26 protein-coding genes and 1 tRNA gene are annotated in these 26,421 nt (G+C 64.1%); 17 read left to right on the forward strand and 10 right to left on the reverse strand.

The features are described 5' to 3' along the window. The first annotated feature begins 10 nt into the window (after positions 1-10). The 4 genes from B0E48_RS12625 to B0E48_RS12640 all read left to right on the forward strand — a co-directional run bounded on the left by B0E48_RS12625 (position 11) and on the right by B0E48_RS12640 (position 2,574). Positions 11-1,003 (forward strand): biotin--[acetyl-CoA-carboxylase] ligase, encoded by a 993-nt coding sequence (locus tag B0E48_RS12625; protein ID WP_077518676.1) that lies wholly within the window; start codon positions 11-13, stop codon positions 1,001-1,003. After that, positions 1,000-1,761, forward strand: coding sequence for a type III pantothenate kinase (locus B0E48_RS12630; protein WP_077518508.1), 762 nt, complete (start codon positions 1,000-1,002; stop codon positions 1,759-1,761). Before B0E48_RS12625 ends, B0E48_RS12630 begins: the two co-directional genes overlap by 4 nt. A gap of 31 nt (positions 1,762-1,792) precedes the next feature. Continuing rightward, positions 1,793-2,461, forward strand: a complete 669-nt coding sequence (locus B0E48_RS12635) for an SPOR domain-containing protein (protein ID WP_077518677.1) — start codon at positions 1,793-1,795, stop codon at positions 2,459-2,461. A gap of 37 nt (positions 2,462-2,498) precedes the next feature. Next, a tRNA-Thr gene (locus B0E48_RS12640) sits at positions 2,499-2,574 on the forward strand. A 76-nt stretch (positions 2,575-2,650) separates the two neighbouring features. Here the strand turns inward: B0E48_RS12640 and B0E48_RS12645 are convergent. Further along, on the reverse strand, positions 2,651-3,763 hold the full coding sequence (locus B0E48_RS12645; RefSeq protein ID WP_077518509.1) for a cyanophycinase: 1,113 nt from the start codon (positions 3,761-3,763) through the stop codon (positions 2,651-2,653). A 207-nt stretch (positions 3,764-3,970) separates the two neighbouring features. On the opposite strand from B0E48_RS12645, the gene B0E48_RS12650 reads away from it, so the two are divergent. Continuing rightward, positions 3,971-6,784: a TonB-dependent receptor gene (locus B0E48_RS12650; RefSeq protein WP_168170354.1), complete on the forward strand. Its 2,814-nt coding sequence runs from the start codon at positions 3,971-3,973 to the stop codon at positions 6,782-6,784. 64 nt (positions 6,785-6,848) lie between these two features. Here the strand turns inward: B0E48_RS12650 and B0E48_RS12655 are convergent, their stop codons facing one another. Further along, on the reverse strand, positions 6,849-7,514 hold the full coding sequence (locus tag B0E48_RS12655; RefSeq protein WP_168170355.1) for a DUF4142 domain-containing protein: 666 nt from the start codon (positions 7,512-7,514) through the stop codon (positions 6,849-6,851). Between the two features lie 179 nt (positions 7,515-7,693). Here B0E48_RS12655 and B0E48_RS12660 point away from each other — a divergent pair, with 179 nt between their 5' ends. The 4 genes from B0E48_RS12660 to B0E48_RS12675 all read left to right on the forward strand — a co-directional run bounded on the left by B0E48_RS12660 (position 7,694) and on the right by B0E48_RS12675 (position 11,370). Next, a complete protein-coding gene (locus tag B0E48_RS12660; protein WP_077518512.1) occupies positions 7,694-7,945 on the forward strand; it encodes a hypothetical protein in 252 nt (83 codons plus the stop codon). Positions 7,946-8,697: 752 nt separating this feature from the next. Then, the gene (gene rocF, locus B0E48_RS12665; protein ID WP_077518678.1) at positions 8,698-9,612 is read left to right on the forward strand and encodes an arginase; all 915 of its coding nucleotides are present in this window, start codon (positions 8,698-8,700) and stop codon (positions 9,610-9,612) included. A gap of 34 nt (positions 9,613-9,646) precedes the next feature. Continuing rightward, positions 9,647-11,011: a tryptophan--tRNA ligase gene (locus tag B0E48_RS12670; RefSeq protein ID WP_077518513.1), complete on the forward strand. Its 1,365-nt coding sequence runs from the start codon at positions 9,647-9,649 to the stop codon at positions 11,009-11,011. A 35-nt stretch (positions 11,012-11,046) separates the two neighbouring features. Continuing rightward, complete coding sequence (locus tag B0E48_RS12675; RefSeq protein WP_077518514.1) at positions 11,047-11,370, forward strand: hypothetical protein; 324 nt, start codon at positions 11,047-11,049, stop codon at positions 11,368-11,370. Positions 11,371-11,382: 12 nt separating this feature from the next. Here B0E48_RS12675 and B0E48_RS12680 read toward each other — a convergent pair whose 3' ends face one another. After that, positions 11,383-11,766, reverse strand: coding sequence for a VOC family protein (locus B0E48_RS12680; protein ID WP_077518515.1), 384 nt, complete (start codon positions 11,764-11,766; stop codon positions 11,383-11,385). 76 nt (positions 11,767-11,842) lie between these two features. On the opposite strand from B0E48_RS12680, the gene B0E48_RS12685 reads away from it, so the two are divergent. After that, entirely contained in the window at positions 11,843-12,361 is a 519-nt protein-coding gene (locus B0E48_RS12685; RefSeq protein WP_077518516.1) for a M48 family metallopeptidase, read from the forward strand. Between the two features lie 2 nt (positions 12,362-12,363). After that, entirely contained in the window at positions 12,364-13,017 is a 654-nt protein-coding gene (locus B0E48_RS12690; protein WP_077518517.1) for a DUF6348 family protein, read from the forward strand. A 64-nt stretch (positions 13,018-13,081) separates the two neighbouring features. On the opposite strand, the gene B0E48_RS12695 is transcribed toward B0E48_RS12690, so the two are convergent. The 3 genes from B0E48_RS12695 to pdhA are packed head-to-tail and all read right to left on the reverse strand — an operon-like array spanning position 13,082 to position 16,554. Continuing rightward, the gene (locus tag B0E48_RS12695; protein ID WP_077518518.1) at positions 13,082-14,464 is read right to left on the reverse strand and encodes a dihydrolipoamide acetyltransferase family protein; all 1,383 of its coding nucleotides are present in this window, start codon (positions 14,462-14,464) and stop codon (positions 13,082-13,084) included. A gap of 20 nt (positions 14,465-14,484) precedes the next feature. Beyond that, positions 14,485-15,465: an alpha-ketoacid dehydrogenase subunit beta gene (locus B0E48_RS12700; RefSeq protein ID WP_077518519.1), complete on the reverse strand. Its 981-nt coding sequence runs from the start codon at positions 15,463-15,465 to the stop codon at positions 14,485-14,487. 3 nt (positions 15,466-15,468) lie between these two features. Continuing rightward, positions 15,469-16,554, reverse strand: coding sequence for a pyruvate dehydrogenase (acetyl-transferring) E1 component subunit alpha (gene pdhA, locus B0E48_RS12705; protein ID WP_077446002.1), 1,086 nt, complete (start codon positions 16,552-16,554; stop codon positions 15,469-15,471). Between the two features lie 207 nt (positions 16,555-16,761). Between pdhA and B0E48_RS12710 the strand changes: the two genes are divergently transcribed. Together B0E48_RS12710 and B0E48_RS12715 are read left to right on the forward strand one after the other, a co-directional pair. Beyond that, positions 16,762-17,610, forward strand: a complete 849-nt coding sequence (locus B0E48_RS12710; RefSeq protein WP_077518520.1) for a tryptophan 2,3-dioxygenase family protein — start codon at positions 16,762-16,764, stop codon at positions 17,608-17,610. Between the two features lie 113 nt (positions 17,611-17,723). Then, entirely contained in the window at positions 17,724-19,223 is a 1,500-nt protein-coding gene (locus tag B0E48_RS12715) for a peptide MFS transporter (protein ID WP_077518521.1), read from the forward strand. Between the two features lie 35 nt (positions 19,224-19,258). Here the strand turns inward: B0E48_RS12715 and B0E48_RS12720 are convergent, their stop codons facing one another. From B0E48_RS12720 to B0E48_RS12730, 3 genes are all read right to left on the reverse strand, one after another. After that, on the reverse strand, positions 19,259-19,942 hold the full coding sequence (locus B0E48_RS12720; protein WP_077518522.1) for a toll/interleukin-1 receptor domain-containing protein: 684 nt from the start codon (positions 19,940-19,942) through the stop codon (positions 19,259-19,261). Positions 19,943-19,945: 3 nt separating this feature from the next. Further along, complete coding sequence (locus tag B0E48_RS12725) at positions 19,946-20,809, reverse strand: DUF3365 domain-containing protein (RefSeq protein WP_217318030.1); 864 nt, start codon at positions 20,807-20,809, stop codon at positions 19,946-19,948. A 202-nt stretch (positions 20,810-21,011) separates the two neighbouring features. Next, positions 21,012-21,473: a MarR family winged helix-turn-helix transcriptional regulator gene (locus tag B0E48_RS12730; protein ID WP_077518523.1), complete on the reverse strand. Its 462-nt coding sequence runs from the start codon at positions 21,471-21,473 to the stop codon at positions 21,012-21,014. Between the two features lie 143 nt (positions 21,474-21,616). On the opposite strand from B0E48_RS12730, the gene hppD reads away from it, so the two are divergent. From hppD to B0E48_RS12745, 3 genes are read left to right on the forward strand one after another with little or no spacing between them, the layout of a single operon-like run. Then, positions 21,617-22,711, forward strand: coding sequence for a 4-hydroxyphenylpyruvate dioxygenase (gene hppD, locus B0E48_RS12735; RefSeq protein ID WP_077518524.1), 1,095 nt, complete (start codon positions 21,617-21,619; stop codon positions 22,709-22,711). Between the two features lie 12 nt (positions 22,712-22,723). Further along, the gene (hmgA, locus tag B0E48_RS12740) at positions 22,724-24,031 is read left to right on the forward strand and encodes a homogentisate 1,2-dioxygenase (RefSeq protein ID WP_077518525.1); all 1,308 of its coding nucleotides are present in this window, start codon (positions 22,724-22,726) and stop codon (positions 24,029-24,031) included. Positions 24,032-24,061: 30 nt separating this feature from the next. Next, positions 24,062-25,048: a fumarylacetoacetate hydrolase family protein gene (locus B0E48_RS12745; RefSeq protein WP_077518526.1), complete on the forward strand. Its 987-nt coding sequence runs from the start codon at positions 24,062-24,064 to the stop codon at positions 25,046-25,048. Between the two features lie 137 nt (positions 25,049-25,185). On the opposite strand, the gene B0E48_RS12750 is transcribed toward B0E48_RS12745, so the two are convergent. Further along, positions 25,186-25,722 carry a DUF2058 domain-containing protein gene (locus B0E48_RS12750; protein ID WP_077518527.1) on the reverse strand — a complete coding sequence of 179 codons (537 nt, stop codon included), beginning with the start codon at positions 25,720-25,722 and terminating at the stop codon, positions 25,186-25,188. A 174-nt stretch (positions 25,723-25,896) separates the two neighbouring features. Between B0E48_RS12750 and tpx the strand changes: the two genes are divergently transcribed. After that, positions 25,897-26,397 carry a thiol peroxidase gene (gene tpx, locus B0E48_RS12755; RefSeq protein ID WP_077518528.1) on the forward strand — a complete coding sequence of 167 codons (501 nt, stop codon included), beginning with the start codon at positions 25,897-25,899 and terminating at the stop codon, positions 26,395-26,397. Positions 26,398-26,421: the final 24 nt, after the last annotated feature.

The raw sequence follows: 26,421 nt of genomic DNA on the forward strand, positions 1-26,421 counted from the left end.
GGAACGGCTGATGCAGCCGGCGCAGCTGTTGGCCATGCTTGCCGCGGGTGAGCCGCTCTCCGGTGCCGGCCTTGCCGAGCAGGCCGGGGTGACCCGCGCGGCGATCTGGAAGCAGGTTGAGGTTCTGCGCGCTCGCGGCGTGCCGATCGAGGCGCGCGGGGCGGCCGGTTACCGGCTGCCGTGGCCGCTGCAGATGCTGGATGCGCAGCAGATTCGCACCGCGTTGCCGGCATCCTTGGCACGCCAGCTGGGCGCACTGGAGGTGCATTGGGAACTGGATTCGACGTCCAGCGAACTGCAGCGACGTGGGCTTTCGGCAAAAGATCTCGGCGTGCTGCTGGCGGAAACCCAGAGCGCCGGACGTGGCCGGCGTGGACGCACGTGGTTGTCGCCGCCGGGGCTGAATCTGTATCTGTCCTGCCTCAAGCGCTTCGAATCGGGTTTCGCTGCCCTGAGCGGATTGTCGCTGGCAATCGGCGTGATCGTGCTGCGCGCGCTGGAGTCGCTCGGCATCCGCGGAGCCGGCCTGAAATGGCCGAATGATTTGCTGGCCGGCGCTGACGCGCACCCGGCGACGGGCAAACTCGGCGGCATCCTGGTCGAGCTGAGCGGTGAATATCAGGGGCCGTGCGCGGCGATCATCGGCATCGGCCTCAACCTGCGACTGACACCAGCGCTGCATGCGCAGGCCGGGCAGCCGGCTTGTGATCTGGCCACGCTGGCGGGCGGCACGCCGCCGGATCGCAATCGTGTGGCGGCGGCACTGATCGCAGCCCTGGTGGAAGGCCTGCAGCAATTCGAGCGTGACGGTTTCGCCGCCTTCGTCACCGAGTATGCGCGGCACGATCTGCTGCGCGGCCAGCTGTTGCAGCTGAGCGGTGCGCTCGGCGCGTTCGATGGCATCGGTGCCGGCGTGGATGCCCGCGGCGCCCTGCAGGTGCGCCTGGCCGACGGCAGCCTGCGCCAGGTCGACAGTGCGGATGTCACGGTGCGCCGCGCATGAAGCTGCTGCTCGATCTGGGCAACACCCGGCTGAAATGGGCACTGCAGGCACAGCCCGGGGCGTGGCTGGCACAAGCTGCGGTGGATTGGCAGACCGATGTCGCCGCGGCGCTCGACGTGGCGTGGGCTGGTTTGCCGCGACCTGTGATGGTGGTCGCTGCCTCCGTGGTCGACAGCGAGCGCGAAGCACAGGTAAGCGCCAGTGTGAGCCGGCTGTTCGACCGCCTGCCGCACTGGCTGCACACGCCGGCCAGCGCCTGCGGTGTGCGCAATGCCTATGCCGAGCCGCAGCGACTCGGCGTGGATCGCTTTCTGGCGATGCTGGCGGCGCACGCCAACGGGGCTGCGCCGTGCGTTCTGGCGGGCGTGGGGACGGCGCTCACACTTGATGCCCTGACCGCGGACGGCCAGCATCTTGGCGGGCTGATCGCACCGGGGCCACAGCTGATGCAGCAATCCCTGCTGGGTGCGACCGTGCGGGTACGGCCGCAGCGGCCCGGCGAGATTCTGGAACTGGCCGACAACACCGCCGACGCGGTGACCTCGGGCTGCTGGCAGGCGGCGGCCGCACTGATCGAACGCTTCGCCACACGCATGGCCCCGCGAATGGGCGGCTCACCCATGCTGCTGCTGGACGGTGGCGACGCGGCGACCCTGCTGCCGCTGCTGTCGCTGCCGGCACAGCTTAGCCGTGATGGCGTACTGCGCGGTCTGGCGCTGTGGGCGGATACGCAGATGGTGGCAGCTTCCGCCGGATAGAATGGCGGTTGCTGTCGGTGCTGGGGGTTCGATGTTTCTGCGTCTGCTGTTTGTACTCCTGAGTGCGCTCAATATCGCGGTAGGTGCGTGGCTGCTGCTGGGCCAGCCGTATGCCCGCGGTGGCAACCCCACCGATCCCGGCGTGACGGAACTGCGCCTGCTGTCGGAGCTGCCGACACCGGCTGCTTCGACCCAGGCTCCCATTCCTGCGTCGTCGTCGGCGACCGCCACGCCAGCGGCCATCAGCTACAGCTGCCTCGCACTGGGTCCGTTCGCCACCCCGCAGGACCTGCGCACGGCGCGGCAGGCGTTGACCACGCAAGCCACACGGCTGCGTTCGCGCCAGGAGCAGACCAGCCAGACCAGCGGCTGGTGGGTGTATCTGCCGGCCGCCGGCAGTCGCGCGCAGGCGCTGGAGCAGGCGCGGCAGCTCGGTGCGCACAATATCGGCGATTACTTCGTGGTCAGTTCCGGCGATCAGCCCAATGCGATTTCGCTGGGCGTATTCAAGGATCCGGCCAATGCGCGCAAGCGCCGCGACGAGGTGATTGCCGCCGGCTTTCCCGCCCGCATGAGCGAGCGCGGCGAAAGCGTGCCCGAATACTGGCTCGACCTGGTGGTGGCCGACGGCAGCCATTTCGACTGGCGCAGCCGCATCCACGCCAGCGGGATCGGCTCGCACAGCACCGGCTGTTTTTGAGCATGCACGGCCGAGCCTGCTAGAATCCCCGACCTTCGCCGGCATAGCTCAGTTGGTAGAGCAACTGATTTGTAATCAGTAGGTCCCCAGTTCGAATCCGGGTGCCGGCACCAGAAAGACCAAAAGGCCCACAGCGATGTGGGCCTTTTTTCATGGGTTGAATGCAAGCCTCATCCGGCATGCCGGCACTCAGCCTTCATTCGGCGGCACCAGCTTGCGCTGCATGATGGGGGAAACTGGTGAAGCCCGCGTGGGCTTGCCGCGATGGATGGAGATCGTGGTCTCGGCCGTGGGGTGCTCCACGTTGCCGGTCAGCAGGTTGACGCTGCCGGCCGCGTCGACGCGCACGATTCGGACATCGTCGATCGACAGCGGCTGCCCGGCGGTCAGGGTGGTTGCCGGGCGCTGCGGCAGTACCAGCCATGCACTGCCCAGCGAGCCCGGTGCAATCCGTCCGCTGCCGTCTTGGTCCACCAGCAGCGCGGTATGTTCATCGATGCCGACACCGAAGATTCGTCCGGCCGGAAACTCCTGGTTGAAGCGGGCGACGAAGGTGATCAGGCGTCCGAGCCGGCTGCGCCGCGAGAAGTGGGTGTCGATGACGACATGGGCCAGCTGCGGGTAGTGCAGGAAGTCGCTTTCGAGTGACATCTCGGCGTTGTAGGGATCGGCCAGCGCCGCGCTGGATTCCATGCTGCCGCCAGCGAGCGCGGTGTAGCTGTAGTGGCCCAGGATTGCCAGGCCGGCGCTGCTGCCGCCGATCGGGCGATGCAGACGCACATGCTCGTTCAATGCGTCCTGCACCGGCGTGCCTTTCCAGTAGTTGATGTAGTGCGCCTGATCGCCGCCGGCGAGGAAAATCCCGTCGGCGCCACGCAGCGCCGCCAGCACGCGCGGATCGAATGACGCCTGCCGGTTGTGGAACACAATGGTTTCGGCCGATACCACCGGCCCCCACTGGGTGGCGAACTGCTCGCCGTAGTTACCATTGTGCGGATCGAAGCTGTCGTCGGCGCGCAGTATCACGATATGGCCGCCGCCGGCACGGCGGGCAATGAACTCGAAGGCCGCATCGACACTGCCGCCGCCACCCATCAGGGCGAAGCCGGTTTCGGTGTGCGCGGCGCGCGGCAAGCGTGGGTCTCCCGTCACGAAATAGTCGAAATTCCGGTCCTGATACGCCTGCGGACGTGAGTCCGCCGATGCGTCTGCTGCGGGTGGCGATGGCACCGGGCTGGCCACGCCGAAGGTGCAGGTAGTGAGCAGCGCAAGCAGCGCCAGCAATCGGCCGGGAAGACGCATGCGGTGATCCTTGCGTAATGAGTCGTGTCGCAATATCTAACACAATCGCAATAACTTGCCATTTTTGCGCAGCTCTGCGTTAAATCCAGCTCGGTCCGGGGATCGCGGCAGATGCCAGGCAGGCGTCGATTGCAGGCGATGAGCGGGGGAGCGCAAGGCACGGCGGGGGCTGTGCGGATACGCGGAATTCATTCCATGGGGAAATCGATGCGCAAGATATTGTTGGCCACGGCCGTGCTGGCTGCCTTGAGTTGTACCGCGGCGATCGCCGCCGACCAGCCGGTCGACGAGGCGCAGGATGCGCAGGCGACGCCGCCCCCCGCGGCAACGAAGCTGCAGGAAGTGCTGGTTACCGGTTCGCGCATTCCACGGGCGCAGGTCGAGGGGCCGGCGCCGATTGTCACGATCACCGCGCAGGACATCACCCGCAACGGCTTTGCCAACGTGACGGACCTGATGGCCTCGCTGACCCAGAATCTGGGCGCGCTGGACACTAACCAGAACACCAACGGCTTCTCGCCCGGCGCGCAGGCGGTCGATCTGCGCGGGCTTGGACCGAATCACACGCTGGTGCTGGTGAACGGGCGGCGTATCGCCGACTACCCGCAGTCCTACGGCGGCAACAGCAATTTCACCGATATCTCGAACCTGCCCACCTCGCTGATTGATCGCGTGGAAATTCTCAGTGGCAGTGCCTCGGCGATCTATGGTTCGGATGCGATCTCCGGAGTGATCAACTTCATCCTGAAGAAGAAGGCCGACGGCACCACGGTGGATTTCCGCGTGGGCGACACGCAGCACGGCGGCGGCGCTTCGCAGCGGCTGCAGATCTCCAGCGGCTTTTCCAGCGGCCGCTTCGATTCGGTATTCGGCGTGGAGTTCGTCCATCAGCTGCCACTGTGGGCCTACCAGCGCAGTTTCACCGATTCGCGCCTGGACGCTCCGGGCGATCCATCCCGGATTGCCGCCAGTCAGGTATTCACCCGCATCGACGAGGACGACAATTACATCGATCCGGGCAAGGCCACCTGCGATGCACTGTCTTCGTACGACCGTGGCTCGATCGTCTACGCGTACCGCAGGAATTACGGCTATTACTGCGGCAGCTACAAGGACGTCGGCTACGGCACCCTGGAGAACGGGCGCAAGGCGGTGAATTTCTACGGCACCGCCAGCTACCACCTGACCGACAACATGGAGGCCTTCCTGGACATCCAGGCGGCCACTTCGCATCAGGACAGCTACAACACGCCGTTGCAGTGGGAGAACAGCTACCAGCTCAATGGCGACTCCTCGCCGATCCCGTTCTACAACCAGGCCACCGGCCAGGTGGAGCAGTGGCAGCGCAAATATTTCACGATCGAGGAGAACGGCGGCTTTGGCCCCGGCCTGATCAGGAACATCAACAACACGCTGTCGCTGAACACCGGTATCAAGGGCAGCATCCCCGACACGAGCTGGACTTACGAGGCGCTGTTCGGGCACTCGCAGAACGAACTGGAGAGCAAGGAGCCGGCGCTGGTCTCGGCCAGGGCGCAGGCGCTGTATCTGGGCCCGTCGCTCGGCGTCGACCCCGACAGCGGCTACGACATCTACAACGCACCGATCAGCCGGTTGTATACGCCGCTCACCGTCGCCCAGTTCCGTTCGATCACGCAGGACTCGATCGATCACGACAAGAGTCGCTCCGAAAACTTCAGCCTGACGATGACGAACACCGATCTGTTCACCTTGCCGGGCGGCTCGGCAGGTTTCGCCGGCGTGGCCGAATACGGCAACCAGTACTACGGGCTGAAGCCGGATCCGTTGTCGCTGGACGGCAGCTACTTCGGCCTGCACAACACCGGCGCGGTGGGTTCGCGCGATCATGTCGGCGTGGGCGGGGAGTTGAGTGCGCCGCTGCTGTCGACGTTGACGCTTACCGCCGCGGGTCGCTACGACCGCTACCAATACGGCTCCACCACGGCGGGCAAGTTCACCTACTCGCTGGGCATCGAATACCGCCCGTTTGACAGCCTGTTGTTACGCGGCTCGGCCGGCACCGGTTTCCGCGCGCCGGATCTTTCCTATCTGTATGCCGGGCTCAGTGGCTCGAGCTCAAGTGGCACCGATTACTACCTGTGCCGCCGCGATGAACCGGAGTCCGGTCCCGACTACTACGACGACTGCAGCAATGGCGATGTGGGCTTCAACGGCCGCAGCCACGGCAGCACCGCGCTGAAAGACGAAACCAGCAAGTCGTTCACCTACGGCTTCGTCTACTCGCCGATCCACAACCTGGACATCAGTGCGGACTACTACATCATCAAGTTGAACAACGAGGTGGAGTACCAGGACAGCGACACCATCCTGCGCGAGGAGGCCGATTGCCGGCTGGGTCAGAACGCTGCCGGCGTGCCGGTCGACATCAATTCCGCGTTGTGCCAGCAGGTGTTGAGCCAGGTGGTGCGCAACTCGCCGACGGCGTCGAATAATCCGGATGGCATCACCTCGGTGCTGGTGTTGCCGATCAATGCCGCGGTGGATCGTACGTCCGGGGTGGACTTCAACACGCATTACCTGCTCGAAACGCCGCGCGCGGGCTCGTTCGATTTCAATCTCGGGCTCACCTATGTCGCTACCCACAAGGTGCAGTTGTTCAAGGGCGATCCCGTGGTGAACGAGCTCACCGACCTGTACGACTATGTGATACCGCGCAGCAAGGCCAGTTACTCGGTAGCCTGGACGCTGGGCAAGCTCACCACCACCGTGCATGGCTCGCGCCTGGGCGGCCTGCCCAACTACGACGGCACGCAGCGGCTCGCTCCTACCTTCGTTTACAACGGCTCGCTCAACTACCGCTTCACGCCACGCGCCTCGCTGACGTTTGTGGTGGACAACCTGTTCGACAAGAAGCCGGCGCCGGACAGCACCTGGACCAGCTATCCGTATTACTCGCGCAGCTGGTTCAGCCCGGTCGGTCGCGCCTACTTCGTCGAATTCAACTACCGCTTCGGTGGCAGCGACAGCAAGGGCCGCTGACTCGACAAGCTGCCGTCATCAGCCGCCTATGGCGGCTGATGACGTTTCCGCAAGTCGCACCTGTTCAGTGCTTGACGGCTGGTGTCGGCGCAACGCTGGCTGGTGGCGTGGTCGTCGGGGCGGCAACCGGCATATTGCTCATGGGATCGTTCGCCATGGCCTTGGTGGTTTGATCCATGGCCTTGTCGCGCGCGTCAGGTATCGCCGCCAGTTTCTTCGCCAGCTGCAGGTGGGTCGTGAGCGTAGGCAGCGTGGCCTGCGCGAACTGGCGTACCTCCGGGTCTTTCGCCTGCTTGCCTTCTTGCGTGAACATCTTCACGGCTTGCTGGTGATCCTTGACCATGTCCTTCGTCCACGCCTGATCAAACGCACTACCGCTTTTCGCCTGCAGATCCTTGCTCTCTTTCTGGGCATCCGACGAGGGATCGCCGGGCAACGTCACCTGCTTGTTCTGGGCCAGCGTTTTCAGCTGGTCGTTGGCCTTGCTGTGGTCATCGACGATGCGCTGCGCGAGCTGCTTAACCTGCGCATCGGAAGACTTGTCCAGCGCCAGCTGACCCAGCTGCACTTCGGCCAGACCAGCGGCGGCGGCATGCTGCATGAACGCACTGTCGGTCGCGTTGGTCGCGCTTTTTGCGCCGGATGGTCCATCGGATTGGGCCATGGCGGCGCAAGCCATGCTTGCCAGCAGTGTGCTGCCGAGTGCCTGCCAGAGGTGTCGCGTCGTCATGTCGGTGTGCTCTTTCGATGGCTGGTAGTCGATGAGAGCGGATGGACCGAAAAAGGTTTGTGATGACTGCATAGGCCCACGCGACTTGGCTGAATAATTCAAAACACCCTTAACAGCTTTATCGCAAATCCTGCACTTCTGCGCCTGCAGGCTTGGCAGATCGACGCGAGGGCCGGATCATGGAAACACTCTACGTGGTGCAAAGCTTTCACGAGGTGGATGGCGCCGTCCTGCCCGAAAAGCCGGTGCTGCACGGTATGGAGGCGCTCGCGCGTCGCAGTGGCGAGCAGCTCGCCATGCAATGCGAAGGCGTACTGGTGTATGCGCAGGGCGCGGATACGGATCGGGGCGAGTATTCGGATCCGGTCATTCTGGCGAAATACGGCCGCGTGCCGGACCCGCAGAAGCAGGGCCTGTATAGCTACCGCTGAGCAAGGGCGCGGTATCTGCGCGGCCGAACGTGGCGATTGTCCACGGCAGCGATTGCCCAGGAAAGCGCGACGCTGCGCACGGCGTAAAAACTTGCTACGATCGGTTCGGCGGCTGCACGGGGGCAGCCGGGGGTAATGACATGCAAACGCTTATTGCGCACTCCGCCTTCTGGCGGGCTGTGTCGCTGTTTGCAGGGATGCTGATGGGGAAAATCGCACGGGATACCAGGCCAGCAGGCGTGGCTATTTGTGGCGAGCTTGTAACTTGGTGTTCGGGCGCGCAATCGCGCCGCGAGGATGAACTGGCACGAAGTCGCCAGACTGAATCCAGCTGAGTCATGTGGCAAGTTCCAGCGCGATGGAATGCGGTTCGCTAGTTACCGCTGTTTGGCGATGGGCGAAATGATTTGGTGTAGGCGGCAGCATATTGCCGGGTCGCTACGCGGCAGGCCGTCGAAGTACGCCGGCCGGCTGCGTAAGGGGAATTCGATAACACTCTTCTGCCGGATTGCTGCAGCGCTGGTGGTTATTGGTGACTAGGCGCGGCTCGCGCGGCGGCGGTGATCCCATTCCGGTAAACTCCGCCAGTTCGCAATGCGGCATGTCGCGAACGCCTTTTCACGGAGACGGCGGCAATTCGACCGGGATGAACGGTGCGGACCGTGTTTGCTGGCTGTCGCCGCTATACCGGCATGGCGTCGCGATGGTTCAAGCCTGCGCCGGTCGGATGCCACAGGCAGGTAGACAAGTTCATGAACAAGCAGACCGTTTCACTGATCGGCGTGCCGACCGACATTGGCGCCGGGCATCGCGGTGCCGCGATGGGGCCAGAAGCGCTGCGCGTGGCCAACCTGGCAGCCAGGCTGGAACGCCGCGGACTGACCGTGATCGACCGCGGCAACCTGCAGGGACCGCTCAATCCATGGCAGCCGCCTACGCATGGCTACCGTCACCTGGATGAAGTGGTGGCCTGGAATACGGCCGTCTATACGGCTGTTCACCAGGAGCTTCAAACAGGGCGCCTCCCGATCATGCTGGGTGGCGATCACTGCCTGGCGATCGGTTCGATCTCGGCGGTGGCGCGTCATTGTCACGACGCAGGCAAGCGGCTGCGCGTGCTGTGGCTGGATGCGCACACCGACTTCAATACCGCGCAGGCCACGCCGTCGGGCAATATCCATGGCATGCCGGTGGCCTGCCTGTGCGGCACCGGACCGGCCGAACTCACGGGACTCAGTGGCAGCACGCCGGCAACGACACCTGATGTTTTCCGCTATATCGGCATCCGCTCGGTGGACGAGGGTGAAAAGCAGCTGGTGCGCGAGGCGAGCATGAGCGTGTTCGACATGCGCCGCATCGATGAGATCGGCATGAAGGGCGTGATGGAAGAGGCGCTGGCCGGCGTCGACGGAAATACCCATCTGCACGTGAGCTTCGATGTGGATTTCCTCGATCCCAGCATCGCCCCCGGCGTCGGCACCACCGTGCGTGGTGGCCCGGATTACCGTGAGGCGCAGTTGTGCATGGAGATGATCGCCGATACCGGCTGCATGGCGTCGCTGGACATCGTCGAGCTGAACCCGGCCTACGACAAGCGCAATCAGACCGCCAAGCTGGCGGTGGACCTGGTCGAATCGCTGTTTGGCAAATCCACGCTGCTGCGCTGATTGCACTGGCCCGAAGACATTACAAGCGAATCCTATGCAGACTCGAGTTCTCACCGGCATCACCACCACCGGTACCCCGCACCTGGGCAATTACGTGGGTGCGATCCGCCCGGCCGTCGAAGCCAGCCGGCGCGCTGATGTCGATGCGTTCTACTTCATGGCTGACTACCACGCGCTGATCAAGAGCGACGACGCGGCGCGGATCGAGCGCTCGCGGTTGGAGATTGCCGCGACCTGGCTGGCTGCTGGACTGGATCCGCAACGCGTTACGTTCTACCGGCAGTCGGATATTCCGGAGATTCCCGAGCTGACCTGGTTCCTCACCTGCGTCGCCGCCAAGGGCATGCTGAACCGCGCGCACGCCTACAAGGCGGCGGTGGACCGTAATACGGAGACCGGCGAGGACGCCGACGCCGGCATCACCGCCGGCCTGTACATGTATCCGGTGCTGATGGCAGCTGACATCCTCGCGTTCGACGCGCACAAGGTGCCGGTGGGTCGCGACCAGATCCAGCATATCGAGATGGCACGCGACCTCGGCCAGCGCTTCAACCATATCCATGGCCGCGAGTTCTTCGTGTTGCCCGAAGCGCTGATCGAGGAGCAGGTGGCGACCTTGCCTGGGCTCGATGGCCGCAAGATGTCCAAGAGTTACGACAACACGATTCCGCTGTTCGCTGGTGGCAAGAAACAGTTGCGCGAGACGATCATGCGCATCGTCACCGACTCGCGTCTGCCGGGCGAGCCGAAGGATCCGGAAAGTGCTTCGCTGTTCACCATCTTTCGTGCGTTTGCCAACGAGACCGAGACGGCGGCGTTCCGCCAGGCCCTGCTGGACGGCCTCGGCTGGGGCGACGCGAAGCAGGTGCTGTACGAACGGGTCGAGGCCGATGTGGCGCCGATGCGTGAACGCTACGAAGCATTCATGACCGATCCCGCCGCCATCGAGGCGATCCTGCAGCAGGGCGCGCAGAAGGCGCGCGCGATCGCCACGCCGAAGCTTGCCGCTTTGCGTGATGCGCTGGGGCTGCGTTCGGCCAGTACCTCGGCGACCAGCGCGGCCTCGCCGAAGACGGTCACGAAGCAGGACAAAATGCCGCGCTTCGCCAGTTTCCGCGATGCCGATGGTAACTTCCGCTTTCGCCTGTTCTCCGCGGAAGGCGAGGAGTTGCTGCTGTCGATCCCGTTCGCCGATCCGAAGGCGGCTGGCACGCTGCAGAAGCGCCTCAAGACGCTGGGTGCCGCCGGTGCCGTGCTGCAGATCCAGCCGCAGGGCATGACCCTGGATCTGGATGGTAAGCAGGTTGCCAGCACGCCCGACTATCGCGACGAGCAGTCGCGTGACGAGGCACTGGGGCAACTGCGCCAGGCGCTGGATCAGCTCGCTGCGCAGGATTGATGCGCAGCGGCTCAAGCCGACGGAGTGATTGATCGATGCGTTACCTCGCCATCCTGTTGCTGGCCCCGTGGCTGCTGATCCTGTGCTGGGCCTACTGGGCTTATCCGAAAAGCCTCCCGCGTACCTCGGGCCGGCGCATTTTCGATTTCGTGGCCTTGCTGCTGGCGATGATCGGCGCGGCGCAATGCGCGGTGATCGGCTTCGACATGGTCGAGCTGCCGCCGGTCGACCAGTTTGGCCGTGCGAGCGGAGGCATCTGGCAGCAGGTGTTGCCCGCGCTGTATGGCTACGGTGCGTTTGCCGTGGTGCTGGTGCTGGCGATGTTGTTGCGTCACGTGTGCTGGGGACGGCGTCGCTGATTCTGGCTGGCGTCAGTCCCAGCGATGGAGGTGAGGCCCGAAGGCATCGCGCTGCGGGCGCACCACGCAGAAGCGGTGGCCGCTGGGTGCTTCCATCACCCACCAGCGCCCGCGCACGAAGGACATCCGCTTCGCGCCGAGTCGTTCCAGCCGGCTCACTTCCGCCTCCAGATCATCGGTCTCGATATCCAGATGCACGCGGCTGGGGTGATCCACCCGCTGCAGCAGGATGATCGGCTCATCCGTGGCGGTTCCCAGTTCAGCGTACTTGCCGTCACCGTCCTGATCGGGATTGGCGACTGGCTTGCCCAACGCCCGGCTCCAGAACGCGGTGGCCGCCGCGAGATCGTCGCCGCAGCAGTCGAGGACGAGGGTGCTGAGACGGCTGTGGTGCATGATGATCTCCGCTGAATTCGGCGCGTTCCTTCTACGCCAACACGCGTGAACCCGGCGCAATGCGAGAATAGCTTCCATGATGCCGCTCAAATATCTCCAGGCGTACCCTGCAACCTTGCAGGACAAGGTGCGCCAGCTGATCGCGCAGCAGCGCCTCGGCGAGCATCTGGCAAAACGCTACCCGGATCGCCATGCGGTGCAGAGCGACAAGGCGCTGTACGCCTATACGATGGATCTGAAGCAGCAGTACCTGAAAAATGCGCCAGGCATCGACAAGGTGCTGTACGACAGCAAACTCGATGTGGTGCGCAACGCGCTCGGGCTGCATACCGCGATCTCGCGCGTGCAGGGCGGCAAACTCAAGGCCAAGAAGGAAATCCGTGTGGCGGCGCTGTTCAAGGTTGCTGCGCCTGAATTCCTGCAGATGATCGTGGTGCATGAACTGGCGCACCTGAAAGAGCAGGATCACAACAAGGCGTTCTACCAGCTGTGCCAGTACATGCTGCCGGACTACCATCAATGGGAGTTCGATCTGCGCGTTTATCTGACCTGGCGCGAACTGCCACCCGCGGTCGATGCGGACAATCGAGAATGACAATGGATAGTGCGGCGCTACAGAAATACCTGCTGCGGTTGTTCGAGCGGCATGATGTCGAACTGGAGGCGGACGAAGACGGCTGGCTGGTCACCGATGACGATTTCCCCGCGATTCGCGCCGAGTGGCATGAGGGCAGCGCAGGTGAGCCGGGTCGCCTCGATGTCGACGTGGTACTGAGCGAGGAGCGCCGCATCGAGGAGAGTTTCGCCGGTATTGGCAACGGCGATGCCGGTTGTCGCGATGCCTTGCATACGTTCGAGATGAATGTTTTTCATCTGCTGCTGGCCGCCTGCTGGTACGTCACCGACGACCGCAAGATGCGGATCGCCGCGTGGGAGATCGGTGTGCGCACGTGGGACGTATTCATCGGCCCGTTCACGTTGCGTGGTGCTGACGAAAGCATCGCGGCCATTTCATCAGAAGCGCTGGAAGCCATCGAAGCTGCATTGAAGCGTGAGGCACTGGCACCGGAGCTGCATTGGCTGCGGCTGGTGCACCAGCACGGGACGGACGGCAATGCGCGCTGCGAAGCGCTGTTGGATAACGAACCCTGGACCGCAGGAACGCTTGCGCTCGATTCTGTTGCGTGGCCGTTGAGCGGGCACGACTACAGCGCCCGCTGCTTCATGCTGCTGGACGTGCGCGACTACTGACCAGCGCCGGAAAACAAACAGGGCGCCTTCGGGCGCCCTGTTTGTTGATGCGTGGCAACTCAGATCAGTTCGGCAGTGCCAGATCGTCCAACATCGCCTTGAGGAAGCGCGCGGCTTCACCGCCGGTAGCGGCGCGGTGATCGAAGGTCAGCGACAGCGGCATGCGGCGATGTACTTCGATACCACCGATCACCGCGACCACGTCGTGGCTGAGTTTGCCGGCACCGACGATCGCGACGGTCGGCGGTACCACTACCGGCGTCGCGTAGCGGCCGGCGAACATGCCGAAGTTGGACAGGCTGATGGTGTAGCCGGACAGCTCCGAGGCCGGGATCGAACGATCCTCGACCTGCGTGCGCAGGCGCTTGATCGCGGCGCGGATGCCGGCACCGTCGAGCACATCGGCGTTGCGCAGCGCCGGCACGAACAGGCCGTCGTCGGTATCCACCGCGATGCCGATGTCGACATGCGGATGCAAGGTACGGGTGAGATTCTTGCCGTCGAACCACGCGTTCAAGCCCGGCACTGTCTTGCACGCAAACACGATCGCGCGGATCAGGCGCGCGGTGATGTCCTGCTTGCCGATCCAGGCGTGCAGGTCGGCGTCGTCGACCAGGGTGGTCGGCACGACCTGGGCGTGAGCGTCAGCCATCACGCGGGCCATGTTGCGACGTACACCCTTCAGCTGTTCCGGCTGGCCGCTGGCCTGCTGCGACGGCGGTGCCGTACGCACCGGCTTGCCAGCGAGCGACACCGGCGTACGAGCAGCTTCAGGCTGCGGCAGCTCGGGGGCTAGGTGGCGACCGGCGGAGGCGGATACGCCACGTGCCGGCGCAGCACCGAGCGCAGCCGAACCGTTGGCGGCGGCGTCCTTGACGTCCTTCATGGTGACCACGCCATCGGCTCCACTCGGGCGCACGCGGGTCAGGTCGACCTTGAGCTTCTTCGCCAGCGCGCGCACGGCGGGCACGGCCTTCACACCGCCGATGTTGGCGGCCTGCTCGACGTGCACGTGACTGCCGCTGACCATCGCACCGACCACGGTGCCTTCGTCTTCGCGTGCCGCGGCAGTCTCTTCGACTTCGCCACCTTCATCCGAAGCGACCACCTTGTGGCCATCGTCTGCGGCCGGGCTGCCGACGCTTTTCTTCGGGCCATGCTGGTGGCCCGTATCCTGCGATTCGGCGCGCTGCTTGGCGTTCGCATCCGGTTCGAATTCGGCCAGCGCGGAGCCGGTCTCGATGATGTCGCCAGCGGCGCCGTGCAACTTGGTGACCTTGCCGGTGTACGGCGATGGCACGTCGACGACCGCCTTGGCGGTTTCCATCGAGCACAGCGGCGCGTCGAGCTTGATGCTGTCGCCCACCTTCACGTGCCACTCGACGATCGTCGCGTCGGGCAGGCCTTCGCCGAGGTCGGGGAGGTAGAACGTCTTGATATCAGCCATGGGATCGGGTCCGTTGAAGGTTAGCTGGCGGCCAGGGTGCGCTTGGCGGCGTCGACGACGCGCTCCACGCTCGGCATGTATTTCATTTCCAGGCGGAACAGCGGGATGTGCGTGTCGAAACCGGTGACGCGCTCGACCGGCGCGAGCAGGTCGTACATGCACTCCTCGGCCAGGCGTGCGGCGATTTCGGCACCGAAGCCGGCGGTCTTCGGCGCTTCGTGCACGATCACGCAGCGGCCCGTTTTTTGTACGGATTCAGCAATCGTGTCGAAATCCAGCGGGGTCAGCGTGGCGACGTCGATCACCTCGGCGCTGATGCCCTGTGCAGCGAGTTCATCGGCGGCCTCCAGCGCTTCCTTCACCTGCGCGCCCCAGGTCACCAGGGTCACGTCGGTGCCGTCGCGCAGCACGAAGCACACGTCCAGCGGCAGCGCCTCGCCGTCGTCCGGCACTTCTTCCTTGTACTGGCGATAGATGCGCTTCGGCTCGAAGAACATCACCGGATCCGGGTCGCGGATCGCAGCCAGCAGCAGGCCGTAGGCACGCGCCGGCGACGACGGCATCACCACGCGCAGGCCGGGGATGTTGGTGAACAGGTGCTCGTTCGCCTCGGAGTGATGCTCCGGCGCGCGGATGCCGCCACCCCACGGCGCACGGAACACCGCCGGCACCGTGAGGCGACCGCGAGTACGGTTGCGCATACGCGCGGCGTGGCAGGCGATCTGTTCCATCATCGGATAGATGAAGCCTTCGAACTGCGCCTCGGCAACCGGCTTCATGCCCTGCACGGCGAGGCCGACGGTGACACCGGCAATCGTGGTTTCGTCCAGCGGCGTATCGAGTACGCGCAGCTCGCCGAATTTTTCCTGCAGGCCCTGGGTGGCGCGGAACACGCCGCCGTTGAGGCCGACGTCCTCGCCCAGCACCATGACGCTTTCGTCGTGGGCCATCTCATAGGCGAGTGCCTGGGTAACTGCTTCGATGAGAGTGATTTGTGCCATGACTCAATGACCCTTGGTTTCAAGCGAGAGGACGTAATCGCGCTGCTTGGCGAGATCGGCGGGGACTTCGGCGAAGATGTAGTCGAACATCGCCGAGACCGGCTGGGTCTTGGTCTCGAGGTAGGCGTTCACCTCGTTGTCCATCCACTCGTCGCACTCGGCCTTCCAGGCTTCTTCCTTCGCGTCGTCCCACACGCCCTTGGCCACCAGCCAGTTGCGCAGGCGCTTCATCGGCTCCTTTTCCCAACCGTCCTTCACTTCCTGCTCGCCGCGGTAGCGACGCGCGTCGTCGGCGGTGGTGTGATCGCCGAGGCGATAGGTCACCGCCTCGATCACGCTGCCGCCCTTGCCGCTGCGGGCGCGCTCCAGCGCATCTTCCATCGCCTTGCGCACCGCGATGATGTCGTTGCCATCCACCTGGATCGAGAACAGGCCCGCGGCGATGCCCTTCTGCGCCAGCGTCGGCGCTCCGGACTGGATCTTGCGCGGTACCGAGATCGCCCACTGGTTGTTGACGATCACGGCGACCAGTGGCAGGTTCTGCGCGCCGGCGATGTTGATTGCGCCGTAGAAGTCGCCCTTGGATGAGCCGCCGTCGCCGATCGTGCACACCGCCACGCGCTTCTCGCCGCGGATCTTGAACGCCAGCGCGGAACCCGCGGCATGCAGGCACTGCGTGGCGATCGGCACCGACCAGGCGAAGTCGTGCCGTGCCGGTTCCTTCTGGTAGTCGTTGCCGCGCTCGTCGCCACCCCAGTACATGTAGACCTCGCGCGGCTGCACGCCGCGGTACAGCTGCGCGCCGTATTCGCGATAGCTCGGCGCATACACGTCTTCGGGCCGCATCGCGCTGCCGATACCGACATGCGCGGCTTCGTGGCCAAGGCAGCTGGCATACGTGCCGAGCTTGCCGGTGCGCTGCAGCGCGATCGACTTGGCGTCGAACACGCGGGTCGACAGCATCAGCTTGTACAGCTCGACCATATGGCCGAGGTCCTTGGCGAACTCGGGCAGATCGTCACGGACCTGCTTGCCCTCGGCGTCGAGGTATTGCAGGTATTCGATTTCAAACTTGGCGGCGATGGTCACGACTCGCTCCGGGGTGAGGAAGAGAGGGGGAAGCACGGGAACAGGGCATTTTACCGGGGCTCGGTGAGGACCGTATGTCCGGATAAGACCGCACTTGATAACAGGCCGGCATGTTGCACTGCAAGGTACAGCGCAGCATGCGGAGGCGTACGGGATGGCTTGCAACAACCGCTAAAATGACCGTCTTTTGCCGGACTGCCCAGCCGCATGAGCGAGAACCAGCGCGATATCGAAGCCGGCATCCAGACCGACCTCAACGGTCAGATGACCTACGGCGGCTATCTGCATCTGGACACGTTGCTGTCCGCGCAGCAGCCGCTGAGCCAGCCGCCGCATCACGACGAGATGCTATTCATCGTGCAGCATCACGTGTCCGAGCTGTGGATGAAGCTGCTGATCCATGAGCTGAAGGCGGCGGTGACACATCTGCAGGTGGACGATATCGACGCCTGTCTGAAAATCCTGGCGCGGGTGAAGCAGGTGCAGCGCCAGCTGTTCGAGCAATGGGCTGTGCTGGAGACGCTGACGCCGTCGGAGTATCTGGAGTTTCGCGGCGTGCTGGGGCCGTCATCGGGCTTCCAGTCGCTGCAATACCGGCAGATCGAGTTCCTGCTCGGCAACAAGAATGCCGGCATGCTCAAGGTGTTCGACCACGATCCGGCGGCGCAGGCCGAGCTGCGCGCGGTCCTGGAAGCGCCGAGCCTGTACGACGAATTCCTGCGTTACCTGGCGCGACGCGGCCATGCCGTACCGGCCGAACTGCTGCAGCGTGACTGGACCCAGGCCTATCAACGCAACGAGGCGTTGTTGCCGGTGCTCAAGCGCATCTACGAAGGTCGCGTGGATTTCTGGCCGGAATATCACATGTGCGAACAGCTGGTGGACGTTGAAGAGAGTTTCCAGCTGTGGCGTTTCCGCCACATGAAAACGGTGGAGCGAATCATCGGCCATCGTCGCGGTACCGGTGGTTCGTCCGGCGTGAGCTTCCTGAAGAAGGCGCTCGATCTGGAGTTTTTCCCCGAGCTGCTGGACGTGCGCACCGTGCTGGGAAGCTGAGTTGTGCTGCGGCGCATTTGACGCCGCGCGCGAGCAGCGGTTACACCTTCCGACATGAATCATGATGCCGGGTCGCGCACGTCGCGCCGCCCCGGGACCATGCAGGGGAACCCATGAACCAGGCTGTCGAGACAAGCGCCGCACCGAACTATCCGCAGATGCTCGGTCATCCACGCCCGTTGTGGATGCTGTTCATGACCGAATTCTGGGAGCGCTTCGCGTTCTACAGCGTGAGCTGGGCGCTGGCGTTGTACATCGTGGCGCATTTCTACAACGGCGACGCCTCCGGCCAGGCCTGGGCGAGCAGCATCTTCGGTGCGTATACCGCGCTCATCTACGCCTCCAGCATCTTCGGCGGCTACGTGGCGGACAAGGTCATCGGCTACCAGCGCTCGATCCTGCTCGGTGCGCTGGTGATGGCGCTCGGGTTGTTCGTCGTCATGCTGCCGAGTCGCGAAATCTTCCTGGTCGGCCTGGCGATGGTGATCGTCGGCAACGGGCTGTTCAAACCGAACATCTCCACCATGGTCGGGCAGTTGTACGGACGCGATGACCCGCGTCGGGATCGCGGCTTCACGCTGTTCTATATGGGCATCAACGGCGGTGCGTTGCTGGCGCCGCTGCTGACCGGCTGGATGGCCAGCTATTTCACTGACACGCCGATGCAGCAGAACTACCGGATCGTGTTCGGTGCTGCCGGCGTCGGCATGTTGCTCAGTCTGTTCTGGTTCTGGTTCGGACGGCGCGGCCTGCAGGGTGTGGGTCGGCCTGCGCCGGAGGCCGCCGGCCGGATGCGCGTGGTGTGGGTGTTGCTGGGCATGATCGTGGCGGTGCCGCTGGTGTATCTGCTGCTGGCGTTCGTCACGACCGGATTGTCATGGATGCTGGGCGTGCTTTTTGCCGGCGTGGCGGTGATGCTGCTGGTCGAGGCGGTCAGGCATGGTCGGGTGCAGGTGGATCGCGTGGTGGCGATGTTGATCATCTTCGCCTTCAACATCCTGTTCTGGATGTTCTACTTCCAGCTCGGCACCTCGTTCAATTTCCTGGCGGAGAACCTGGTCGACCGGCAGATGTTCGGTGGCTGGACGTTCCCGGTCGGCTGGTTCCAGTCGGTGAGTCCGCTGGCAATCATCGTGCTGGCACCGATTGTCACCGTGGTCTGGAGTTTTCTGGCGGCGCGCCGGAGCGAACCGTCGATTCCGCGCAAGTTCGGCCTTGGCCTGATCTTCAATGGGCTGGGTTTTGCGGTACTGATGTATGCCTTGTCGCGACTGCTCGGTGCGGCTGGGCTGATTCCGTTCTGGCCGCTGGTGCTGTGTTACGTGCTGCAGACGGTGGGTGAGCTGTGCCTGTCGCCGATCGGTCTGTCGATGGTGACCAAGCTGGCGCCGCCACGGCTGGTCGGCCTGGCGATGGGCGGCTGGTTTCTGTCGCTGGCGGTGGGCGGCAATCTGTCGGGGCTGCTGGCCGGGCATATCAGCGGCGACAGCGGCATGACTGCCACTTCGGCATTGAGCGGCTTCACTTTCAGCTTCTGGTTGCTGGCCGGCTCCGGCGTGCTGCTGTTGCTGATCTCGCCGCTCATCAACCGGCTGATGCACGGCGTGCGGTGAGTGCTGAGAACGGGGCACGCACGGTGCCGCGTCCGCTATTTGCCCTTGCCGATACGCCAGCAGGCTTCAAGGAATAGCCGGCGTTCCGGCTCGCCATCAATTTCTAGTGCGAGGCGCTGCGCAATGGCATCCAGATCGCCGCCACCCTGCGTGGCCCGTCGTACCAGGTGTCCGGCCACGGGTCCGATGCGCCTGACGAGTTCAGCCTCCAGCAGGCGCAAGTGCGCAGCATCGACGCTGGCGGCCGGATGAGTGGCATCTGCCGGCACGGTGACACGCGATGGCCGCTGTTCGGATGGGAGGTCGCGGGCGACATATCCGCCGAGGGCTGTATCGAGGTAATCGCACAGGCGATCGATGTGCGGCTCGAGTGGTAGCGGGAACGCATCCATCCAGTGCTGTGCGCTGAGGAAGTACTCCAGACTCTTCGATGGCAGCACATCCTCGATCCGGAACGGCAGGATGGCCAATTGCTTGTGCACGGCCCGCTCGACTTCGCGCCGTACCTGGCCCGAGTCGTTGCTGCTGCCGGAGAAAACCAGAACCATCAGCCGCGCACTGGAAATCGCATCGATGATTTCGGCGGCCCAGTCGGCCGCCGGGGAGACGTCGCGCGGCGCGATCCACACGCCGATGCCGCGTGCCTCCAGGCGTTGGACGAGAGCGAACGCGGCTTCCCGATCCGGCTGCGAATAGCTGACGAAGATGTCGTGTGTCATGGCTCAGTCGCCCAGCATCCGCAGCGCCTTGTCCAGGCTCTTGCGCATGCGGTTGAAGGCGGCCGACAACGCCGTGACCTCAGACCCTCCGCCACTCGGAAATTCTGCGGCCGAGGTATCGCCGAGGCTCACCTGGTCGGCGATTCGCGCGATCCGGCGCACCGGACGGATGACCAGCACATAGAGCGATGCGTTGACGATCAGCAACAGGCTGACGAACATCGCGGCGATAGCGGTCAGCACGTCGCGCCTGACGCGTCCGGCGCTGGACTCGGCGCTGGCGAACGGCACCGAGACGATTTGCGCGCCAACGATCTCGTTGGGCTGCCAGCCAAACCCGTTGTCGCTGCCATAGCGTGCGAGCATGGTTGCAGGTGCCGCTGAAGGCAGGCTGTGGCAACCAAGGCACCCGGGCTCGACGCGGATAGGGCGTGCCATGAACAGGGTTCTCCCCATCGGGGTGTCGCGTGTCCCGCTCACTTGCTTGGTGGGGGCGTCGTTGCGGAAGCGCTGCACGATGTCCGCCTCCCAGTCCGTCGCGCGGTCGCGTGGATTGGTCGGGTTGAGCGTGGCTTCCTTGTAGGAGTAGTCAGGGTGTTCCTTGTGCAGCGTGAGGAAGTTCTGCGTCGCGGCATAGAACGGCACGCTCTGCGGGCGGAACGCGCTGACCATCTTGTCGTCGAGCAGCGGCCCAACCTCGGTCTCCGTGTACGAGCGAATCGCCGCGGCGCTATCCAGCATCAAGCCGGCTTGGGCAAGCACCTCGCGCGTCGCGTTTTCCTGCAGCGTCGAAGTCACGATCAGGGAGATCGCGAACATGCCGAGTGCGAAGGCGACAAGCAGTATCAGGTTGATCCGCAGCAGCACGCTCGGCTCCCCTTGTCGGAGCGCAGGTCCACGGGCCCCGATCCGACCGTGTTCACAGCCATTGGAACTTCGGTGGCGCCCGCAGGGTGCCACGCCTGCCGTTTTTGCGATTATGCCCCCAAAGCGCCGATCGGATGGCACTTGCCCACGTCAAGGCGGATAACAAAAGAGTCCATCGAAGACCATATCTTGATGGGCCTTCTCAGCCTTGCAACTTGTCCAGAATCCGCGCCAGCCAGGCGCGTTCGTCGGCGTCCAGTTTGGCCAGTACCTCGCGTTCGCGCGCCCGCGCCATTGGCGCCACCTCGTCGTGCATGGTCCAGCCCGCTTCGGTGAGACTCAGCACTGAACGGCGCTTGTCATCATCGTGGGTGGTCCGGTTGACCCGGCCGGCATGGACCAGGCTCGCCAGAGCACGGCTCACCGCCACCTTGTCCATCGCCGTGCGCTCCGCCACCTCGCGTGCGGACAGGCCATCGAAGCGCGCCAGCACCGCCATTACCCGCCATTCGGTCACCGAGATGTCGTAGCGGCGCTGGTAGTCGTCAGCAATCGCCTGGCTGATCGTGTTGGACAGGATCGACAGCCGGTACGGCAGGAAATGCTCCAGCTGCAACGGGGCGTGCTCGGCAGTGGCGGGGACAGGGCGGCGCTTGGCAGGCATTGCGGCGGTGTTCCTTGCAAATGGTTTCATATGTAACTATAACGTAGAGATTATCCCGATGGTGGCACGCTCTCGTGCCGGCCATCGTGCACCGACAGACAGGAGAGCGCCATGAATGGCGTAATCGATATGAGGAGATTGCCATGAACGCCCAGCCGAACCTTGGCATGCAGGTCACTACCTTCGAGAACCCGATGGGCATCGACGGTTTCGAATTCGTCGAGTTCGCCGCACCCGCGGGACGTGCCGGCGAACTACACGACCTGTTCAAGCGTATGGGCTTCACGGCCGTGCTGAAGCACAAGGCAAGGCCGATCACCGTGTACCGGCAGAACGGTGTGAACTTCCTGCTCAATGAAGATCCGGATTCGTTTGCCGCCGATTTCGCCAAGGCGCACGGCCCCAGCGCCTGCGGTTTTGCGATCCGTTTCACCAAGCCGTCTGCTGAAGTGCTTGCGACCGTGCTCGGCAACGGTGGCGAGGTGGTGAGCGACAAGGCTGCCAGCAAGGCGGTCGACGCGCCCGTGGTGAAGGGCATCGGCGACTGCATGCTGTACCTGATCGACCGTTACGGGAGCGCCGGCAGCATCTATGACGCCGATTACGCACCGATCGAAGGCGCCGAGCAGAACCCGCAGGGTTTCGGCCTCACCTTCATCGACCACCTCACCCACAACCTGTATTTCGGCAACATGCAGAAGTGGTCGGACTACTACGAGCGGCTGTTCAATTTCCGCGAGATCCGCTACTTCGACATCAAGGGCGCCAAGACCGGCCTCGTCTCCAAGGCAATGACCGCGCCGGATGGCGTCGTACGCATTCCGCTCAACGAATCCAGCGACCCGAAGAGCCAGATCAACGAATATCTCGACGCCTACCACGGTGAAGGCATCCAGCACATCGCCTGCTTCACCGACGACATCTACACCACCGTGGAGAAGATGCGCGCGGCGGGTGTGGAATTCCTGGACACGCCGGACGCCTACTTCGAGGTGATCGACGTGCGCGTGCCGAATCACGGCGAAGACGTGGCGCGGTTGGCGAAGAACAAGATCCTGATCGATGCCGACCTGGAGACCAAACAGCGCAAGCTGCTGCAGATCTTCACCCAGAACGCGATCGGTCCGATCTTCTTCGAGATCATCCAGCGCAAGGGCAACGAAGGTTTCGGCGAAGGCAACTTCCAGGCGCTGTTCGAGTCGATCGAGCGCGACCAGATGAAGCGCGGTTTCCTGTAAGGATCTGTCCTCATGGCGACGATCGTCAGCAACGGTTACCAATCCGGCTTCGGCAACGAGTTCGCCAGCGAGGCGATCGCTGGCGTGCTTCCGGTAGGGCAGAATTCGCCGCAGCGGGTGGCGCATGGCTTGTATGCGGAGCAGTTGTCCGGCACCGCATTCACCGCGCCGCGCCACAGCAACCGTCGCAGCTGGCTGTACCGGATCCGTCCGGCGGCCGTACATCAGCCGTTCCAGCCACTGGCGCATGCGACCTTCCACAATCGCTTCGACGAAGCGCCGGCGACGCCGAACCAGCTGCGCTGGAATCCACCGCCGATGCCGTCCCAGCCGACCGATTTTGTCGATGGACTGGTCACGCTGGCAGGTAACGGTGGTCCGGCCGAACAGGCCGGCGTGGGCATCCATGTCTATGCGGCGAATCGCTCGATGCAGGGGCGGTTTTTCTACGACGCCGACGGCGAGCTGCTGATCGTGCCGCAGCAAGGTGCCTTGCGACTGGCCACCGAGCTGGGTGTGCTGGACGTCGAGCCGCAGGAGATCGCGGTGATTCCGCGTGGTGTGCGTTTCCGTGTGGAACTGGTGGACAGCGAGGCGCACGGCTATATCTGCGAGAACTTCGGCGCTTTGCTGCGGCTGCCGGATCTGGGCCCGATCGGCTCGAACTGCCTGGCCAATGCGCGCGATTTCCTCACCCCGCACGCGGCGTACGAAGACGTCGAGGGCGCGTTCGAGCTGATCGCGAAGTTCCAGGGCGCGCTGTGGTCGGCGAAGATTGGTCATTCACCGCTGGACGTGGTCGCCTGGCACGGCAACTACGTGCCGTACAAATACGATCTGCGTCGATTCAACACGATCGGCTCGATCAGTTTCGATCATCCCGATCCGTCGATCTTCACCGTGCTGACCTCGCCCAGCGAGCAGGAAGGCACCGCCAATGTGGACCTGGCGATCTTCCCGCCGCGCTGGCTGGTGGCGCAGCATACGTTCCGGCCGCCGTGGTTCCACCGCAACGTGGCCAGCGAATTCATGGGTCTGATTACCGGCGTGTACGACGCCAAGGCCGAAGGCTTCCTGCCCGGTGGCGCCTCGCTGCACAACTGCATGAGCGGGCACGGGCCCGATGCGGCCACGTTCGAGAAAGCCTCGGTCGCTGACCTGTCGAAGCCGGACGTCATCGGCGGCACGATGGCCTTCATGTTCGAGACGCGCAAGGTGATCCGACCCACGCATCAGGCGCTGGATTCGGCGCAGCTGCAGGAAAACTATCATGAGTGCTGGCAGGGCATCCGCAAGCATTTCGATCCGTCGCAGGCGTAAGCCGCCGCACCGTTCAGTCTGGAGAAACGCATGAAGCTGGGAAGTCTGAAGGAAGGCGGCCGCGACGGTACGCTGATCGTGGTCAGCCGTGACCTGACGAAGGCCGTGAAGGCCAGCGCCATCGCGCCGACATTGCAGGCCGCGCTCGACGACTGGTCCAACAGTGCGCCGCGACTGAACGCGTTGTCGGATGAATTGAACGAAGGCAACGCCAGCGGCGCATTTGCGCTGGACATGGCGGCACTCGCCTCGCCGCTGCCGCGCGCCTACGAGTTCGTCGATGGCTCGGCCTATCTTCCTCACGTCGAGCGCGTGCGCCGTGCTCGCGGCGCCGAGGTGCCGAAGTCGTTCTACACCGATCCGCTGATGTATCAGGCGACCAGCGCCGGCTTTCTCGGCCCGCGCGATCCGGTGGTGGTGCAGAGCGAGGATTACGGCATCGATCTGGAGGCCGAAGTGATCGTGATCACCGACGACGTGCCGATGGCGGTGACGCCGGCGCAGGCGTCGGAGCATATCCAGTTGGTCGGCCTGATCAATGACGTGTCGTTGCGCGGACTGATCCCGGGCGAGCTGGCCAAGGGCTTCGGTTTTGTTCAGTCCAAGCCGCGTTCGGCGCTGTCGCCGGTACTGGTGACGCCGGATGAGCTGGGCGACGCGTGGCAGGGCGACAAGCTACACCTGCCGATGCGCACCTGGTTGAACGGTGCGTGGTTCGGCGAGGCCGAGTGCGGTGTCGACATGCAGTTCAGCTTCGCCGACCTGGTGGCGCACGTGGCGAAGACGCGGCCGCTGACCGCCGGCACCATCGTCGGCTCCGGCACTATCGCGAACGAGGACACCGGCAAGGGCGCTTCCTGTCTGGCCGAGCAGCGCACGGTGGAAACCCTGCGTGACGGCAAGCCGAGCACGCCGTTCCTGAAGTTTGGTGACCGCCTGAAGATCGACATCACCGATGCCGGCGGGGCCTCGATCTTCGGTTCGATCGAGCAGCAGATCGCGCCATACCAGGGTTGATGCCTTGGCTGACAGGGCACGCGTCGGATCCTGTCATGTAACAACACGTGCTTTATCGGCGGGTGGTGAAGCCGCGCCATGGCGAGTGGCGCGGCGATGGCATGGCCGACAGGAACCCCCGGACGGGTGGGCAATCGCTACCAGATGAGATCGTCCGGTACCTGGAACTGCTGGTAGTACTCATCGTCGTGATCGCTGCCGGCGTCGGTGCTGCGGCCATGGTCGAGCACGATCATCGCCGCATCGCGGGCGTAAACCTTGTCGGCGGCGACGCGGGGCAGCAGCTCGTAGCCCTGATCGTGGCGCACGATCACCAGCGCGCCGCTGGCCAGCTGCGCACGCAACGCCTCATTTACCAGCACGCTACGGATCTTCTCCCCATCGGTGAAGCGGTAGGCGATCTCGCCTTCGCGTTTCTGTTTTTGGCTCTCGACGATCTGGTGGATCTGGGTGCGCTGCTCGTTGGCGTGCGCTTGCGCGTTGCGCTCGGCCGCCAGCGCACGATCGCGTTCGGCACGCTCCGCCTGCAGCCGCTTAGCATCGACCTGCTCGGAGGTGGGCGCCACTGGCGTTTTACCCTGGCGCTGCTTGGTCTGCTCGCGCACCACCTGGGCCACCTTGTTCTTGTTGACCAGGCCGGCCTTGAGCAGCTGTTCTTGCAGGGGATTGCGCATACGGACGATGGGGTGACTGGGCAGGATCGCAGACGTGATTGTACCGGCGTGGCCCATATCCGGCTCACACGGCTTCGACATGCCTGTCGGGTGATACCGGCCTGATATTGGCCTCGTCTTTCTGGCCACGGCCATGTTCTACTTGTAGGCCCTTTATTTCTCGCGAGGTGCAACATGTCCAACGTCACGCTCAAGGGTCAGCCAATCAGCATCGACGGCCAGTTTCCGGCGGTGGGTACGCCGGCACCGGCGTTCAGCCTGGTCGGTGGTGATCTGTCCGACGTCACGCTGTCGAAGTTTTCGGGCAAGCGCAAGGTGCTGAATATTTTTCCGAGCGTCGATACGCCGACCTGCGCGATGTCCGTCCGTCACTTCAACGAGTCGGCCAGCCAGCTCGACAACACCGTGGTGCTGTGCATCTCGGCCGACCTGCCGTTTGCGCAGGCACGTTTTTGCGGCGCCGAAGGGCTGAGTCAGGTAGTCAATCTGTCGCTGATGCGCGGGCACCAGTTCCTCAACGACTACGGCGTAGCGATTGCCAGCGGCCCGCTGGCGGGTCTGGCTGCGCGCGCGGTCGTGGTGCTGGACGAGCACGACAAGGTGATCCATGCCGAGATGGTCGGCGAGATCGCGGATGAGCCGAACTACGACGCGGCCCTAGCTGCGTTGAGCTGATGCTTTGAGCAACGCGTGGGCAAC

Origin of the sequence: Rhodanobacter sp. C03 (assembly GCF_002001175.1) — a bacterium.
Lineage (GTDB): Bacteria > Pseudomonadota > Gammaproteobacteria > Xanthomonadales > Rhodanobacteraceae > Rhodanobacter.

Coding starts and splice junctions, on each gene's coding strand:
- B0E48_RS12670 (WP_077518513.1), top strand. CDS start 9,647: ATGCAGACTCGAGTTCTCACCGGCATCACCACCACCGGTACCCCGCAC.
- B0E48_RS12625 (WP_077518676.1), top strand. CDS start 11: ATGCAGCCGGCGCAGCTGTTGGCCATGCTTGCCGCGGGTGAGCCGCTC.
- B0E48_RS12750 (WP_077518527.1), bottom strand. CDS start 25,722: ATGCGCAATCCCCTGCAAGAACAGCTGCTCAAGGCCGGCCTGGTCAAC.
- B0E48_RS12635 (WP_077518677.1), top strand. CDS start 1,793: ATGTTTCTGCGTCTGCTGTTTGTACTCCTGAGTGCGCTCAATATCGCG.
- hppD (WP_077518524.1), top strand. CDS start 21,617: ATGAACGCCCAGCCGAACCTTGGCATGCAGGTCACTACCTTCGAGAAC.
- B0E48_RS12660 (WP_077518512.1), top strand. CDS start 7,694: ATGGAAACACTCTACGTGGTGCAAAGCTTTCACGAGGTGGATGGCGCC.
- tpx (WP_077518528.1), top strand. CDS start 25,897: ATGTCCAACGTCACGCTCAAGGGTCAGCCAATCAGCATCGACGGCCAG.
- B0E48_RS12680 (WP_077518515.1), bottom strand. CDS start 11,766: ATGCACCACAGCCGTCTCAGCACCCTCGTCCTCGACTGCTGCGGCGAC.
- B0E48_RS12700 (WP_077518519.1), bottom strand. CDS start 15,465: ATGGCACAAATCACTCTCATCGAAGCAGTTACCCAGGCACTCGCCTAT.
- rocF (WP_077518678.1), top strand. CDS start 8,698: ATGAACAAGCAGACCGTTTCACTGATCGGCGTGCCGACCGACATTGGC.
- B0E48_RS12690 (WP_077518517.1), top strand. CDS start 12,364: ATGGATAGTGCGGCGCTACAGAAATACCTGCTGCGGTTGTTCGAGCGG.
- B0E48_RS12715 (WP_077518521.1), top strand. CDS start 17,724: ATGAACCAGGCTGTCGAGACAAGCGCCGCACCGAACTATCCGCAGATG.
- hmgA (WP_077518525.1), top strand. CDS start 22,724: ATGGCGACGATCGTCAGCAACGGTTACCAATCCGGCTTCGGCAACGAG.
- B0E48_RS12650 (WP_168170354.1), top strand. CDS start 3,971: ATGCGCAAGATATTGTTGGCCACGGCCGTGCTGGCTGCCTTGAGTTGT.
- B0E48_RS12745 (WP_077518526.1), top strand. CDS start 24,062: ATGAAGCTGGGAAGTCTGAAGGAAGGCGGCCGCGACGGTACGCTGATC.
- B0E48_RS12685 (WP_077518516.1), top strand. CDS start 11,843: ATGATGCCGCTCAAATATCTCCAGGCGTACCCTGCAACCTTGCAGGAC.
- B0E48_RS12695 (WP_077518518.1), bottom strand. CDS start 14,464: ATGGCTGATATCAAGACGTTCTACCTCCCCGACCTCGGCGAAGGCCTG.
- B0E48_RS12730 (WP_077518523.1), bottom strand. CDS start 21,473: ATGCCTGCCAAGCGCCGCCCTGTCCCCGCCACTGCCGAGCACGCCCCG.
- B0E48_RS12655 (WP_168170355.1), bottom strand. CDS start 7,514: ATGACGACGCGACACCTCTGGCAGGCACTCGGCAGCACACTGCTGGCA.
- B0E48_RS12630 (WP_077518508.1), top strand. CDS start 1,000: ATGAAGCTGCTGCTCGATCTGGGCAACACCCGGCTGAAATGGGCACTG.
- B0E48_RS12710 (WP_077518520.1), top strand. CDS start 16,762: ATGAGCGAGAACCAGCGCGATATCGAAGCCGGCATCCAGACCGACCTC.
- B0E48_RS12720 (WP_077518522.1), bottom strand. CDS start 19,942: ATGACACACGACATCTTCGTCAGCTATTCGCAGCCGGATCGGGAAGCC.
- B0E48_RS12645 (WP_077518509.1), bottom strand. CDS start 3,763: ATGCGTCTTCCCGGCCGATTGCTGGCGCTGCTTGCGCTGCTCACTACC.
- B0E48_RS12675 (WP_077518514.1), top strand. CDS start 11,047: ATGCGTTACCTCGCCATCCTGTTGCTGGCCCCGTGGCTGCTGATCCTG.